The sequence below is a fragment of the Pseudarthrobacter sp. NPDC058119 genome (assembly GCF_042884655.1).
Taxonomy (GTDB): domain Bacteria; phylum Actinomycetota; class Actinomycetes; order Actinomycetales; family Micrococcaceae; genus Arthrobacter.
The window spans coordinates 420,498-435,017 of sequence record NZ_JBHVTN010000003.1 but is presented as its reverse complement, the minus strand read 5'-3'; the positions used below and the strand labels follow the sequence as shown (position 1 = coordinate 435,017).

12 protein-coding genes are annotated in these 14,520 nt (G+C 66.9%); 6 read left to right on the top strand and 6 right to left on the bottom strand.

Annotation, left to right across the window (positions count from 1 at the left end):
- Positions 1–6: 6 nt before the first annotated feature.
- On the bottom strand, positions 7–1,143 hold the full coding sequence (locus ACFVTD_RS09870) for a PrpF domain-containing protein (protein WP_387561645.1): 1,137 nt from the start codon (positions 1,141–1,143) through the stop codon (positions 7–9).
- A 128-nt stretch (positions 1,144–1,271) separates the two neighbouring features.
- On the opposite strand from ACFVTD_RS09870, the gene ACFVTD_RS09865 reads away from it, so the two are divergent.
- Complete coding sequence (locus ACFVTD_RS09865) at positions 1,272–2,177, top strand: LysR family transcriptional regulator (protein WP_387561642.1); 906 nt, start codon at positions 1,272–1,274, stop codon at positions 2,175–2,177.
- A 53-nt stretch (positions 2,178–2,230) separates the two neighbouring features.
- Here the strand turns inward: ACFVTD_RS09865 and ACFVTD_RS09860 are convergent, their stop codons facing one another.
- The 5 genes from ACFVTD_RS09860 to ACFVTD_RS09840 all read right to left on the bottom strand — a co-directional run bounded on the left by ACFVTD_RS09860 (position 2,231) and on the right by ACFVTD_RS09840 (position 8,433).
- The gene (locus tag ACFVTD_RS09860; RefSeq protein WP_387561639.1) at positions 2,231–3,196 is read right to left on the bottom strand and encodes a serine hydrolase domain-containing protein; all 966 of its coding nucleotides are present in this window, start codon (positions 3,194–3,196) and stop codon (positions 2,231–2,233) included.
- Between the two features lie 76 nt (positions 3,197–3,272).
- Positions 3,273–4,391, bottom strand: coding sequence for an ABC transporter substrate-binding protein (locus ACFVTD_RS09855; RefSeq protein ID WP_286400165.1), 1,119 nt, complete (start codon positions 4,389–4,391; stop codon positions 3,273–3,275).
- Between the two features lie 32 nt (positions 4,392–4,423).
- Positions 4,424–6,208: an ABC transporter permease gene (locus ACFVTD_RS09850; protein ID WP_387561636.1), complete on the bottom strand. Its 1,785-nt coding sequence runs from the start codon at positions 6,206–6,208 to the stop codon at positions 4,424–4,426.
- A complete protein-coding gene (locus ACFVTD_RS09845) occupies positions 6,205–7,302 on the bottom strand; it encodes an ABC transporter ATP-binding protein (RefSeq protein ID WP_387561633.1) in 1,098 nt (365 codons plus the stop codon). The genes ACFVTD_RS09850 and ACFVTD_RS09845 overlap by 4 nt, the downstream gene beginning before the upstream one ends.
- Positions 7,303–7,341: 39 nt before the next feature.
- Complete coding sequence (locus ACFVTD_RS09840) at positions 7,342–8,433, bottom strand: PrpF domain-containing protein (protein WP_387561630.1); 1,092 nt, start codon at positions 8,431–8,433, stop codon at positions 7,342–7,344.
- Between the two features lie 318 nt (positions 8,434–8,751).
- Between ACFVTD_RS09840 and ACFVTD_RS09835 the strand changes: the two genes are divergently transcribed.
- The 5 genes from ACFVTD_RS09835 (at position 8,752) to ACFVTD_RS09815 (ending at position 14,485) form a co-directional block, all read left to right on the top strand.
- A complete protein-coding gene (locus tag ACFVTD_RS09835) occupies positions 8,752–9,420 on the top strand; it encodes a GntR family transcriptional regulator (protein ID WP_224023586.1) in 669 nt (222 codons plus the stop codon).
- Positions 9,421–9,527: 107 nt separating this feature from the next.
- A complete protein-coding gene (gene tcuA / locus ACFVTD_RS09830) occupies positions 9,528–10,991 on the top strand; it encodes an FAD-dependent tricarballylate dehydrogenase TcuA (protein ID WP_387561627.1) in 1,464 nt (487 codons plus the stop codon).
- A gap of 39 nt (positions 10,992–11,030) precedes the next feature.
- Positions 11,031–11,666, top strand: coding sequence for a GntR family transcriptional regulator (locus ACFVTD_RS09825; RefSeq protein ID WP_387561624.1), 636 nt, complete (start codon positions 11,031–11,033; stop codon positions 11,664–11,666).
- Between the two features lie 330 nt (positions 11,667–11,996).
- Positions 11,997–12,908, top strand: a complete 912-nt coding sequence (locus ACFVTD_RS09820) for an intradiol ring-cleavage dioxygenase (protein ID WP_387561621.1) — start codon at positions 11,997–11,999, stop codon at positions 12,906–12,908.
- Positions 12,909–13,024: 116 nt separating this feature from the next.
- Entirely contained in the window at positions 13,025–14,485 is a 1,461-nt protein-coding gene (locus ACFVTD_RS09815) for a polysaccharide deacetylase family protein (protein WP_387561619.1), read from the top strand.
- Positions 14,486–14,520: the final 35 nt, after the last annotated feature.

Below are 14,520 nucleotides of genomic sequence, written 5' to 3'. Positions count from 1 at the left end.
GGGGTTTTAGGCGGACAGCTCGGCGGCCGGGGCCACGTCGATATCTGCGGTGGCGATGTGTCGGGCTGCCCGGTGGAGGGCCACTTCGCTGACGGCGCCGGTGTCATCGGTGATGATTTCGGCGGTGATCACGCCGGCGGGCGTCCCGATCCGCAGTACGCGGGGACTTCCGGCGGTGGAGGGCTGGCCTGCCGCGGCGGCTGCCACCGATGACGGCTGCGAGGCCGCCAAGGCGACTGCCACCGCTGAGGTGAGGCCGATGGCCGGGTGCGGCGCGAGCATGGACAGCATCCGCACGCGCACGTCGTGGCTGCCGGCGCTGATGGTTGTTCCGTCCGCGGCGGTGTAGTCGCCCGCCGGCGCTACAACCCCGACTTTCGGGACCGCGTTCTGCGGCGGATCGTCCGGCTTCCGCAGCCCCATGATGAGGCCGGCCGATGCCCGTGCCGCGATGAGGTCCGGCAGCTGGGCGGCGAGGTTGTCCGTCATTGAGGAAAGGTCGACGCCGGCCTGGTCGGCTGCGAGCAGCACGGCAGGGGCGCCTGCGTCCACCATCGTTGCGGTGAGCTTTTTGCCGTCTACCTCAAGCTGGTCCACCGCGTTGCCGGTGGGCAGGAGGGCGCCGGTGTTCTGGCCCCAGGGGCCGTGGAACGAGAGGCTGACGGGAACACCGGCCGCGCTGCTGCCCGGAACCCGGGCCAGGCCGGACTTGGGAATGTGGCCGCCGGGAGTGGGAACCGCTCCGCTGAGCACCGCGCCGGACGTGACGTGGCGCATGCGGACCTTGGTCATACCGTCCCGGGCGGGAACGATGCCGTTCTGGACTGCGAACAGGGCAATGGCGGTGGCGCAGTTGCCGCAGTTGGAACCGAGCTCAACGGTGGGGTCGCCGATGCCCACCTGGGCGAAGAGGTAGTCGAGGTCTGCCTCGGCACCCGGGGTTGCCCAGATGACTGCAGCCTTGGACGTGGTGGACGTTCCGCCGCCCACGCCGTCCAGCTGCCGCGCATCCGCTGCGCCGAAAGCGGCTGACAGCAGTGCGGGGATTTCCTCGCGGGTGGGGGCGTGGAGGGCCACGTCCCTGGCATCGAAGAGCCAGCACTTGCTGGTGCCGCCCCGGTACCAATGTCCTTTGAGTCCCACTGTATTTCTCCCTCGTAACTTGCAGGTGCCCTACTTCACAGCACCTTGTACTTCTACGATCCGGGATGGGAGCCTTCAGCACAATCGCAAATAAATGGACAACTATCTACTTTTGCTAAACTCAGTGCATGGCAATCCTCGATCTCCACCGGCTCCACGTGCTCCGCGAGGTGGGCCGGTCCGGCTCCCTGACCTCCGCTGCAGCCGCCCTTTCCTTCACCACCTCCGCGGTCTCGCAGCAGATCGCCAAGCTTGAGCAGGAGATGGGGGTGGTCCTCATTGAGCGCCACCCCCGGGGCGTAGTCCTGACCGAAGCCGGGCACGCCCTGCTGCACTATGCCGATGACATCGACAGGACGGTGGAAGCGGCCCGTGCCGAAATGGGGGAGTTCGCGGGCCTCCGGCGCGGCCAGCTCCGGCTGGGAACCTTTCCCACCGGCGGGGCCTCCCTGATGCCGGACGTGGTGCTGGCCTTCCGCGCCCGCCACCCCGAGGTGGCCGTGACGGTGGTCAGTGCCCGCCGGGACGGCCTGCTGGAACGGCTGCGGCGGCGGGAAATCGAACTGACACTGCTGTGGGACTATCCCTGGCAGCAGATCGAGGATCCCGACCTTGCCCTGGTCAGGCTGACCAATGATCCAACTGTGCTGCTGGTGCCGCGGGAGCACCCCATTGCGAAACTGGGCTCGGTCCGCATCGGCGCGTTGAGCGACCAGGAATGGGTGGTGCGCGACGAGCACCCCGTGGCCGACGTCCTCAGCCGGGTATGCCGCGACGCCGGGTTCGAGCCCCGGATCGCCTTCGCGGCCAACGATTACCAGGAGACGCAGGGGATGGTGGCGGCCGGCATCGGGATCGCCCTGGCGCCCCGGCTGGCGCTGACCGCGCTCCGCCCCGACGTCGTGGCCGTCCCGCTCGCCGGGGCACCGAAGCGGCGCATCCTCCTGGCCCATTTGGAGAACCGCCGGCTGAGCCCCGCCGCGCAGCAGGCAACCAAGGTATTCCGGTCCATCGCCAAGGGCGCGGCTTCCTGAGGCGGCTTCCTGACAAAGGCGGGCGCCGCCGTCGTGCATGGTCTTTTGGGTGCCTACGGGGCCAGGGGACCGGCCACCAGCGCGCGGGCCAGGTCCATGAATTCGGCGTGCGTGACCGGAGCCGGGGACGCCACCGAAGCCGCAGTGCGGGTGTTGCGGGCGATGGCGAAGCTGTCGCTGACGAAGCGCCGGTGCACAATGACGCTGCGGATTGCCGGCAGGACCAGCAGGAACTGGCCGTAGTTGCCCGCAGCCAGGAACGCGCCCTCCCACTGCGGGCCGGATTCCCGGGGCAGCCACCACAGGTAGCCGTAGTCGCAGGTGCCGAAACCGGTGGCCGGGGCCATGCCTGCGCGCCTCACGTGCGGTTCAGTGCTCTCCCGGATCCATTCCCGGGACATAAGCTGCCGGCCCTCCCATTGTCCGCCGGCAGCCATCAGCAGCCCGATCTTCGCCAGGTCCCGTGCGGAGAGGAAGAAGTGGTAGGCCGGGAAGGCGGACTTTCCGGGGTCGCCGAGCATCCGCTGGCGGCGGGGGGCGTAGTCGCTCAGCCCCAGCGGACCGGCCAGGTACTTCTCGAACGCCTCGAAGACGGTCAGGCCGCCGGCCTTCTCGAAGATGGCACCCGCGGCGTTGAAATCCCAGTTGTTGTAGACGAAATGCTGCCCCGGCGTCTTCGTGCCGCGTGGCGGAAAGGCATCCTCGTCGCTGCCGGGGCTGGACGGCGGGTGGTAGACCCCCGACCGCGAGGTCAGGAGATGGCGGAGCCGCGCTGTCTTCTCGAGAGGGAGCAGGCCGCCGGTGTCATCGATCCCCAGCGCACCCAACGTGTCATCCAGGCTGACCGTGCCGGCTGCCACCTGGATGCCGAAGAGAATCGAGAGCAGGCTTTTGCGCACCGAGGCGACGTAGCTGGCGCGGGTGGTGTCGCCCCGTTCGACGACGGTCCTGCCGTCCTGGAGGACCAGCAGGGACGTGGTGTTGCTGGGCACGGACAAGACTGTGGTCGGCGCGGTCACGGGGGCTCCTCAGGGGGTGGGTTAACGGCGCTGGGGACCCGGCGGCGGCCGGGTCCCCAGGGATGGAACTGCAGGGTTACTTGGTGTAGCCGAACACCTGGTTCCACTTGGCCAGGTCGTCCTTGCCGTAAGTGGTGGCGTCGCTGTTCTGCATGCGGTAGACCTTGCCGGAATCGACGGCGGGGAGGGTCACACCCATGATGGTGGGCGGTGCCACGTCGGTGCGGACCGGGTATTCACCGATCTGCGCGAAGACCTGCTGGCCCTGCTTGGACAGGTTGTAGTTCATGAAGACCTTCGCGGCTTCCACGTTCGTGGCGGTGCCCGTCATGCCCAGGTAGTAGTCGTAGGAGACCAGTCCTTCTTCCGGAACGATGAACTTGACCGGGGCCTTGTCCTGGACGGCCGAGATGTTGGTGCCGCTGATGGTCACGGTGCCGACGGCCACTTCGCCGCGGGCCAGGGCGGTGGCTTCAGCGCCCAGGGAGTCGTAGATCTTGGGCTTCTGCGCCGCGTACTTGGCGAAGTAGTCGCCGCCCATCTTGGTTTCCATGAACCTGTTCAGCGCAGCGGTGCTGCCGCCCGAACCGCCCTGGACAATGCCCAGCTTGCCCTGCCACTTGCCGCCGACGGCATCCGCCCAGGACTTGGGGGCATCGGCTTCCTTCACCAGCTGGGTGTTGTAGCCCAGGGTGTACACGGAGTTGAACATGCGGGTGAACTGGCCGCCGTCCACGGAAACGTCCTTGAGGGCCGAGGCTCCGGGGACGTCGTAGGCCTTCCAGACCTTGGCGTCCTCCATGGACTTGGCGATCCGGTAGTCGGACGTGCGGATGACGTCGGCGCTCAGCTTGCCGGCACCCTGTTCGGAGAGCACGCGCTCGGAGAGCTTGTTCGGGGTGAGCCGGACGACGTTGACCTTGATGCCGGTGTCCTTGGTGAAGGCGTCCACCAGGGCGCTTTCGGAGGAATCGGTGTAGCCGGAGTAGAGGGACAGGGTCTGGGTCTTGGCCTTCTCATAGGTGGCCTTGTCAGCGATGGACTCGCCGTTGATGACCAATCCGTTGTCGGTGTTCACGGCCGCGGTGGCCGTGACGACCCCGGCGCTCTGGGCGGCGCTTCCACAGCCGGTCAGGCTGAGGGCGAGCAGTACTCCGGCGGCGGTGAGGGCGGGGAGCTTGGACGCTAACTTCATTGTGGGTGTCCCTTTCAAAGGTGGTGTGAGGTTCAGTGCTTGGTCTTGCGTTCGCCGCCGACTTTTTGGGCGATGACGGCGAGGATTCCGATGACGAGGCAGTACAGGACGCTGACGGCGGCAGCGGCCTGGCTCTGGCCGTTGTCGAAGTTGTCGAACACGAGGATGGACAGGATCCGGGTGTTGGAGGTGAACAGGAAGATGGAGGCGCTGAGCTCACGCATGGACAGCATGAGGAACAGCAGGAACGAGGACATGATGCCCACCCGCATCAGGGGCAGCGTCACGTCCAGGACGGACCTGGTCCGTCCGGCGCCGAGCATCACGGCGCTGTCCTCGAGGTCCTGGTCCATCTGGAGCATCGAGGCGGAGACGCCGCGGTAGCCCTGGGGCATGAACACTGCCACGCAGGCGACGGCGAGGATCGCCAGCGTGCCGTAGATGGGCAGGGGAAGCAGCAGCCAGGTCCAGAGCAGTCCGATGCCCATGACGATGGCGGGGACGGCCAGCGGAGTCATGGCGACCAGTTCGATCAGGCGCCCCACCTTGGACTTGGTGCGGTACCGGATGTAGGAGGCGATGAAGCTGAGGGTGGTGCCGGCGAAGGCTGCAATCAGGGCCACCAGGACGCTGTTCTTCAGGGCGAGCTGGAAGTCGTTGGAACCCAGGACCTCGCCCAGCTTGGCGAAGCTGAGGGCATTCGCTTCAAGCAGCTGCGATATCGAGGACACGAAGGGGGTGGCCTGCATCGACGCGGCCAGCAGGGCGAGCATGGGCAGCACCACGGAGACTGCGAAGTAGGCCAGGGCGATGATGGTGAAGGGCCAGCGCATCCTGCGGAGCGGTACCTGGCGGGGACGGTTGCCCTTGCCGGTCATGGTGGTGAACTTGCGCTTGTTGATGATGCGCTGCTGGATGAGGGTCACGGCCATCAGCGCAACGGTGAGGATGACGGCGACGCTGGCGGCCTGGTTGCTCTTGGCCGGGGTGGCGCTCATCAGGCGGTAGATGTAGGTGGGCAGTGTGTCCACGCCGGCGGGGTTGCCGATGACCTGGGCCACCGGGAAGTTTTCCATCGTGAGCGCGAAGACCAGGACGGCGGAGCCCAGGATGGCCGGCAGGGCCAGGGGCAGGGTGACGGTCCGCAGCATGGTGCGCAGCGGAGCCCCGTGGACGGTGGCTGCCTCTTCGAGGTCGGCGTTCATCATCGACAGGGAGCTGTGCAGCAGCAGGAAGGCGTACGGGGCGTAGAAGATGCCCAGCACGAACACCAGGCCCGGGAGGCTGTAGATGTTGATTGCGGCGTCAATGCCCAGGTCGCGGAGGAAGATGTTGATGTAGCCGGCGCTGGGCGAGCACAACAGGGACCACGCCAGGGCGCCCACCAGGGCGGGGATGAACATCGGCGCCATGCCGATGAAGAAGATGAACTTCCGCCACGGCGCATCGGAGCGGGCGCAGACGAAGGCCAGGAAGGCGCCGATCAGCAGGGCGATGAGCGCTGAGCCGGCTCCGACCATGAGCGAGTTGACCAGGGCCCCGAGTGCTTCCGGGGTGGCCAGCAGTGCCAGGTTGGACAGCGTCAGGCCGCCTAGGGAGATGCTGCCCGGCCGGGGAACGCTGTCCGAGAACGCGGCCAGCAGGACCAGGGCAAGGGGGAGGACGATGAGGACGCCGAGGATGACCAGGACGATCAGGCCGGGCGTGTTCTTGCGGAGGCCGGCAAGGGTGCGGGCCCAGCGGTAGTCCCGGGGTTCGGGCTTCGGTGCCAGGCGGGCCTCGGCGCGGGTGGCCGCTTCGGTGGTCTTGAGGCTCATGCGAGGACCTCAGCCGGCAGGATCTGGACTTCGCGGGGGTTGACGGTGACCCACACGCGGTCTCCGACTTTGTGCTGTTCGCCGCGGCGCAGGCCGCCCAGTGCGTCCAGTTCGGGTCCGGATTCCAGCTGGATGGCGTACCTGATGTCGTTGCCCTGGAAGCCCGCCACGCGGACCGTTCCCGGCCACGAGTTGGGGTGTTCGGTGGGCATGGCGGTGATCTGCAGGTCCTCGGCCCGGATGCATACCTTGGGGGAAGTGCCGGCGTCACTGGCCTGCTGCGCCGACTCGATGGTGAGCCCGCTGTTGGTGATGCGTGCGGTGGTGGCCCCGGAGGCCGTGCCCTCCGGGGTGCAGTCCATGATGTTGGAAACACCCAGGAAGTGGGCGATCGACGCGCTGGCGGGGGCTTCGTACATGTGCTGCGGGGCGCCCATCTGCACGATCCGGCCGCCCTGGAGCAGGGCGATGCGGTCGGCCAGGGCGAAGGCTTCGTGCTGGTCGTGGGTGACATACACGCAGGTGAGCCCCAGCTGGAGCTGGATCTCACGCAGTTCAACCCGGAGCCGGTCACGCAGGCGGGCGTCGAGGTTGGAGAGCGGTTCGTCGAGCATGAGCACGCTGGGCCGCATGACCAGGCTGCGCGCCAGGGCGACGCGCTGCATCTGGCCGCCGCTGAGCAGGCTGGCGCCGCGGTCGGCGTAGGGCTCCAGGCCCACCAGCGTAAGGGCCTCCATGACGCGCTCATCGATTTCGCTCTTGGGAAGCTTCTTCTGCTTCAGCGAATAGGCAACGTTCTGGGCCACCGTCATGTGCGGCCACACCGCGTAGGACTGGAAGACCATGCCGACGTTGCGCTTGTTCGGGGGCAGGTTGATGCCCTTTTCGGAGTCGAAGACCACGACGTCGTCGATGATGATCCGCCCCGAGGTGGGCTCCTCCAGGCCGGCGATGCACCGCATCGTGCTGGTCTTGCCGCAGCCGGACTGGCCCAGGAGGACCAGGGCCTCGCCGTCTTCGATGTCGAGGTTGAGATTTTCGATGGCAGTGAAGCTTCCGTACTTCAGCTGCAGGTTTTGAATGCTGATTTTCATGGCTGATTCCTTGGCTGGGTTTGTCCGGTAGGGGTTTCTTCAGTCGCTGGGCACCAGGATGGTGCTTTCGCTGATGACGCGGGCCGAGCGTTGAAAGGAGACTTCAGCGGGATCGGCTGCATCCAATGCCAGCGCCGTCTTGCCTTTCAGTAAGTGGATAAAGAGTCCGGCCTCCGCCGCCGGGACTACGCTGCGCTGCACCACGCTGCCTGTTGTGCCCGAAGCTGCAGCGACGGCGACGGCGCTGGTCAGGCCGATGGCGGGGTGCAGCGCGGTCATCGAAATCATCCGGGCCGAGACGCCGGTTGCGCCTGCGGGCGGAGGTCCCACGATGCCCACCTTCGGAATGGAAGTGAGGTTCTCCGGAAGGCCCATCAGGCGGGCGGCCGCTGCGCGCAGCTGCGGGGCGATCCGGACCAGTTTCTCCAACTCCTCCTCGCTGCCGGTGGCATCCAGTCCCAGGTCCTGTGCGTCGAAGAGCGCTGCCGGTGCGCCGGCGTCGATCAGCGTTGCCTGGTAGCGCTTCCCGTCGACCTCGATGTCATCGACGGCGTTGCCCGTAGGGAACTGTGCTCCGTAGCTGGACCAGGAGGCCTTCTGGAAGATGACGTCGATGGGGACGCCGGGGTAGTGCTGGCCGTCGAGCCGCCGCCCGCCATAGGCCGGCACCTGCGCCCCGGGTGTGGGGATCTCGCAAACGAGGCGAAGGCCGGTCACGGTGTTCAGGATGGGGACGCGGGTGACTTCGCCGGAGGGAGTGACGAGTCCGGCATGCAGCGCGTACAGGCCCAGGGCCGTGGCGCAGTTGCCACAGTTGCTGGCCCATTCGACAGCCGGCTTGTCGATGGCCACCTGGGCGAACCGGTAGTGGACCGTACCGTCCGGGCCGGTACCGGCCACGGTGATCGCCTTGCTGGTGGTTGACGAGGCCCCGCCTACGCCATCGATCTGGCGGAGGTCCGGCGAGCCGAAGGTGCGGATGAGGAGACGGTCCGTCTCCAGGGCGTCAGCTGGAAGGTCCTCGTCCCGGAAGATCCAGCACTTGCTGGTTCCGCCACGGACCAGAGTGGCCGGGACCGGGGTGACCGGGAGGGTGCCGTCCTGCGGCTCTTCCCTGAATAGAAGCGTCATTGGTTCTCCTGAAGTACCCCAGCCGGCGTGTGCAGCTGCCGGGTAAATGTTCAAAGCTGAGCAAACCGGAATCCGGTAATTGCTGCTCTGTATGGCATTGGTCACAAACGGTATACCGTTGGTATGACTAAAGCAACAGTCACTTGAATCTGAATACCAATGGGCGATCTGGAGGCCTTGCCGGGTGAGACGGTGTGCGGAGCATTGGTCACCGTGTTCACAGCACGTCCAAACGGTATGCAGTGCGTTAGAATTGCGGCTAAAGGTATGGCGCCGGCGCGTCCTGCCGCTTGTTTCCATGAAGACCGGAGGCCGCCCGTGGCGTCGCAACCAGAGACAAGCCCCTACCTGATGATCAGGAACGCCATCATCTCGCAGGAGCTGCCTCCCCGTGCCCAGCTCGTCGAAAGCGCCCTGGCCAAGAAGTACAACGTCTCCCGGACGCCCATCCGGGAGGCCTTGCGGCGCCTCGAAACCGAGGGGCTGGTGGAGCGCTACGGTTCACGCATGCAGGTGCGCGAGTACCGGCCGGAGGAGATGCTGGACCTCTACGAGGTGCGGACCTTCCTGGAGGAGGCGGCCGCAAAAACTGCGGCCCTCCGGCACACGGACATGGACCTGATGCTGATCGACCGGGCGCACCAGGCCATGGTCACCCTTGATTTTGATGCTGCCACTCCGGCTGAACTGGCCGCCGCCAACCGCACCTTCCATGAGCGCATCTGGGCGGCCAGCCACAGCGCCGCCCTCCTTGACCTCCTCGACCGGATCCTGGTCCACTTCATCCGCTACCCCGGCACCACGCTCTCCACTAAGGAGCGCTGGGACCGCGTGCTGAAGGAGCATGAGGAGCTGCTGGTGGCCATCCGCGCCCGGAACGCGGAGGAGGCCGGCCGCATCGCCAGCGCCCACATGGACGAGGCAAAGAACATCCGCATCCAGATGTACATCGACGCCCAGGAAATCAGCAGTCCCCGCCTGGGGTAACCGCCTGATTCCGGTACCACCCCGCCTCAACGCACCCGAATGCGCCATTGCATGCATCGGCATACTTATGTATACAATCGTGTACAGCGATGGAGCTGAGGAGATTAATGATGATCAAGAGCGACGTTTTGGTAGTGGGTGGCGGCAACGCCGGATTCGCGGCAGCACTTGCAGCCGCTGAGCGTGGACGCAGGGTTGTCCTGCTGGAAAAGGCGCAGAAGGCCGCGTCGGGCGGCAACAGCTTCTACACCGCCGGTGCCACGCGCATCTCCCATGACGGGCTTCAGGAGCTGATCGAATTTGTGGAACCTGATGAGCGGCACGCCGCCAGCGAGGTCCCCGCCTACACCGCCACCGAATACCTTGCCGATCTGTCCAAAGTCTCTGAAGGGCGCAACGACCCCGAGCTTTCCGAGGTCCTGGTCAACGAAAGCAATCCGACGCTGCGCTGGCTCCAGGGCATGGGACTCAAGTACCGCCTGATGTACGAACGGCAGGCCTACCGGACCGGGGATGGCGGCTACCTGTTCTGGGGCGGACTGCACGTGGGCAACGTGGGCGGCGGCAAGGGGCTCATGGCCGACCACCGGGCAGCGGCGGAGCGCATGGGTGTTGAGGTGGTCTATGACTGCGCGGCCACGGGGCTCATCCGGGAAGATGGCCGGGTGTGCGGGGTCAGCTACCGGACGTCATCGGGAGCGGGCGAGTTCCGGGCCGAGTCGGTCATCCTTGCCTCGGGAGGTTTTGAAGCCTCGCCGGAACTGCGCCGCCATCACCTGGGTGAGGGCTGGCAGAACGCGAAAGTCCGCGGCACGCCGGGCAACACGGGGGAGATGATCCTCGCCGCATTGGACGCAGGCGCGGCCAGGGGCGGCGACTGGTCCACCTGCCACAGCGTGGCCTGGGACGCCTGGCATCCGGAGAACGAGAGCAACCTGGAGCTCACCAACCAGCTCACCCGCGGCGGGTACCCGCTTGGCATCGTGGTGAACAGCGAGGGCAAGCGGTTCGTGGACGAAGGCGCCGACTACCGCAACTACACCTACGCGAAGTACGGCCGGGACATCCTTGCCCAGCCGGGATCGGCTGCCTTCCAGATCTTTGACGGCTCTTCCCGCCCCATGCTGCGGGCCGAGGAGTACGACATGCCGGGCGTCTCGGTGGTCACCGCGCCGACCCTCGCCGAGCTGGCCCAGAAAGCCGGCATCAGTCCCGAAGGGCTGGAGGAAACGGTGCAGCACTTCAATGCTTCCATCACCGAGGCTGCCCCGTTTGACCCCAACGTCAAGGACGGGCGCCGCGCCGATACGCAGCCGCCCAAGAGCAACTGGGCCCGCAGCATCTCCACCGGCCCGTTCTACGCTTTCCCGGTAACCTGCGGAATCACCTTCACCTTCGGCGGCCTGAAAACGGACACCTGGGGGCGCGTGTTGACCGAAGACGCGGAACCGCTCGACGGGCTCTATGCCTGTGGGGAAGCGCTGGGCGGCCTGTTCAGCGGAAACTACCCCGGCGGCTCCGGGCTTGCGGCGGGCGCCGTCTTCGGCCGCCGCGCCGGCTCCATCGCCTAGCCAACACACCAGCCCCACCAGCAACGGAAAGAGGAAAAAGTGGCCAATCCCATCCACCAGCGGCTCCGTGAGGACGTTCTCGCGAGCGTCTTTGCGCCTGATGAGCCGCTCACGGAGGCCAAGCTCACCGAGCGGTACGGGGCTTCCCGGACACCGGTGCGGGAGGCGCTGCAGCGGCTGGAGCAGGACGGGCTGGTGGAACGGCGCGGCAAGGCGGTGGTGGTCCGAACGCATTCGGCCGAGGAGATCATCGACATCTACGAGTCGAGGATCATCCTGGAGCAGGCCGCGGCTGCCAAGGCCGCCGTCAATGCGACCGCCCTGGACCGCCAACTGCTCGCGGGGCTGCTGGCGCAGATGCAGCAGCTGGACCCCAGTGACGGCCGGGCGCTCGCCGAAACCAACCGTGCCTTCCACGCCCAGTTGTGGCACGCCACGCACAGCCCGTCGCTGATCGGCCTGCTGGAACGCCTGGACCAGCAGGTGCGCCGGTACACCCTCACCACGCTGACCTACCCGGGGCGGTGGCCGGTGGTGCTGGCGGAATATGCCGGCCTGCTGGCCGCCATCGGGGACGGCGACTCCGCCCGCGCCGGGGAGATCGCCGCCCGCCACATGTCGGACGCTTTGGACATCAGGTTGAAGATGTACGCCGAAGATCCCAGGACGCTCTAGGCCGCCGACGGCCGCGGACGTCCCGCACCAGACCCGCCGGCAGATGTTCCTGCATACTCCATCGCAACAGGAAACCCGAAAGTCGGGCGCAGGGCATCAGCCGGTGCAAAGAGGCGGGGCAGGCTCCAATGGGCCTGCCCCGCCTCGCCTTTCCGTCGCCGTACGCTCCGGGCCGGCTGCGCTGGAACGGACGACGACGGCGGCGGGCGGGTGCCGCCGTCGTGCTTTCTGCGGGGGCTGGCTTCCTGTGGGGAGGCGCCCGTCCGGACGCACAGCAATGGCACAGCAGCAACCGGCCCGCGGCATAGCCGCGCGCGGTTTGCTTGCATCATGACCACTTCACGTACACCCCGCCAGCCCGATTCTGGCCAGCCGCACCCCGACCACGACCGGGGGCTGGAGTTCGACCTGAACACCCTGGTCAGCCGCAGGTCCCTGGGACTGTTCCTCGGCGCAGGCGGTGCCGTGGCCGCGCTCGCCGCCTGCACACCCTCGGCAACCTCTGGCTCCACGGCGACGGCAACAACCACGGCGACGGCTGCCACGTCCTCGGCGTCGGCTACGGCCACTGACGCCACCGCCACTCCGACCCTGACCAGGGCCATCGCTGAATGCGGCGTAGAAATCCCGCAGGAGACCGCCGGCCCCTATCCCGGCGATGGCTCCAACGGGCCGAACGTCCTGGAAGCTTCCGGGGTGGTGCGGAAGGACATCACATCGAGCTTCGGGACTGCCTCCGCAAAAGCCGAGGGCGTTCCGCTGACCTTCACCCTGACCCTCCTGGACAACGCCAACGGCTGCACCCCGATGGCAGGTGCCGCGGTATACGCCTGGCACTGCGACCGGGACGGGAAGTACTCGATGTACGACTCGAGCCTGAAGAACGAGAACTACCTGCGGGGCGTGCAGGAAGCTGACGCGAATGGCCAGGTCACGTTCACGTCGATCTTCCCGGCCGCCTACTCCGGGCGCTGGCCGCACATCCACTTCGAGGTGTTCGAGTCCATGAACAATGCCACCGCTGCCGGGCAGGTATTGGCCGTCTCCCAGATCGCGCTGCCGCAGGCGGCCTGCGACGACGTCTATGCCACCCCCGGATACGAGAAGAGCATCACCAACATGACCCGCACCACCCTGAAATCGGACAACGTGTTCGGCGACGACGGCGGCATCTACCAGCTCGCGACGATGACCGGGTCTGCCGCTGCCGGCTACACGGCGGGGCTCAACGTGACCATCTAGGCTGCCGCAGCTCCCCGCTGCCAGGCAACTGCCTCCGGTTTCGTCATGTGGGCCTGGTAGTGAGGGACAATCGAGAGGTCAACACCTGAGGAGCGTGCGGATCGATGGGGCTGGGTATGGGGCGCACCCGCGGGAGCGTGGCTGCTGCCTGCCTGCGTTTGCTCGTTGCCTCGCTCTGCGCAGCGGCAGTGCTGGCAAGCGGTACCGGCAGTGCGGTGGCCCCTTCCTTGCTGCAGCCCCATGACCGGGTTTCCAGCCAGCCGCGGGTGGTGCCGATGCCAGAGCAATTGTCGGACGTGCTGGATCAGCCAGCCGCTGTCCCGGGCGGGTACCCGATGGCCTTGACGGCCCAAGTGGGAAATCACCACGTCCACGCGTCCTGGACTTACGTTGACGGGCTGCCAGCCTTCAACGCCCAGAATGACTCCTGGCTGCTGGGACTCCTTGACGCGGCAGGCCCCACGGGTGGCCGCTACCGGCCCGCGATGGCACTGAATGCCGGTCAGCACCAGGGCAGGGAAATGGTCATCTCGGCCAAACCCGTCCAGGCCAAGGGCAATGTCCTCGTGGTCCGTCAACGAGTGTCGGACACCGGGCCGGACGGAGCCAGCGCGATGGCGTCCGCCACCGTTTATGTCGATCTGGCCTCCGGTGCGGTCCACAGCGGCACCGACCTGCTGAGGCCTGACGCCATGCCCGCCGTCCTGGCGCGCGCGGCGGGCATCCCTGCCGACATCGCGGCCCGCTCCCCGCAGGGAATCCCTGCCGACCTTGTCCTCAGTCCGGACGGGGAACTGACCGTTTCCGCTGAGCAGCCCGGGATGCCTGGCCGGGAGGTGACGGCCACGATGAATGCCGCGGACACGGCGGCTGTCCTCAGCGATTACGGCCGCCAGGTGCTGGGGCAGCTGAACGCCGGCGCAGCGCCGCGCCCGGCCAGTGCTCCGGCCCTCAGGCACGTGAACTGCGATCTCGTCCCGTGCGCTGCGCTGACCTACGACGACGGGCCGGACGCCCGCACCACGCCCCAGTTACTGGACATCCTGAGGGAGAAGAACGCCCAGGCCACGTTCTTCATGACCGGGTCCAACACCACCGCCAACCCGGCGACGGCAAAGCAGGTGGCCGATGCCGGATACGCAATTGGCAACCACACCTACAGCCACCCCTACCTGACCAAGCTGTCCCCGGCCGCGGTCAGGAAAGAGATCGACCGGACGGACGCGGCCATCCTGGCAGCCACAGGTTCGACCCCCAACCTGATGCGTCCGCCGTACGGTGCGGCCGACGCCGCGGTCCAGGCTGCCGTCGGCAAACCACTGATGATCTGGGCCGTGGACTCGCTGGACTGGCAGAGCAAGAATCCGGCGGCCTTCGTGCCCAAGGTACTCAAGGAAATCACGCCCGGCGCCATGGTGCTCATGCATGACGTCCAGCCCAGCACCATCGCCGGTCAGCAGGAGCTGATGGCCAGCCTGCAGGGGCAGGGCTACCGGCTGGTGTCCGTTCCTCAACTGTTCGAAGGAATTCCGCTGCAGCCCGGCCACGTTTACCGGTCCCGGCCTGGGCGCCAGTAGCGGCGCCTTCACACGTTGGCCCCGCCCATTGACGG

Coding starts and splice junctions, on each gene's coding strand:
- ACFVTD_RS09815 (WP_387561619.1), top strand. CDS start 13,025: ATGGGGCGCACCCGCGGGAGCGTGGCTGCTGCCTGCCTGCGTTTGCTC.
- ACFVTD_RS09855 (WP_286400165.1), bottom strand. CDS start 4,391: ATGAAGTTAGCGTCCAAGCTCCCCGCCCTCACCGCCGCCGGAGTACTG.
- ACFVTD_RS09850 (WP_387561636.1), bottom strand. CDS start 6,208: ATGAGCCTCAAGACCACCGAAGCGGCCACCCGCGCCGAGGCCCGCCTG.
- ACFVTD_RS09845 (WP_387561633.1), bottom strand. CDS start 7,302: ATGAAAATCAGCATTCAAAACCTGCAGCTGAAGTACGGAAGCTTCACT.
- tcuA (WP_387561627.1), top strand. CDS start 9,528: ATGATGATCAAGAGCGACGTTTTGGTAGTGGGTGGCGGCAACGCCGGA.
- ACFVTD_RS09865 (WP_387561642.1), top strand. CDS start 1,272: ATGGCAATCCTCGATCTCCACCGGCTCCACGTGCTCCGCGAGGTGGGC.
- ACFVTD_RS09820 (WP_387561621.1), top strand. CDS start 11,997: ATGACCACTTCACGTACACCCCGCCAGCCCGATTCTGGCCAGCCGCAC.
- ACFVTD_RS09840 (WP_387561630.1), bottom strand. CDS start 8,433: ATGACGCTTCTATTCAGGGAAGAGCCGCAGGACGGCACCCTCCCGGTC.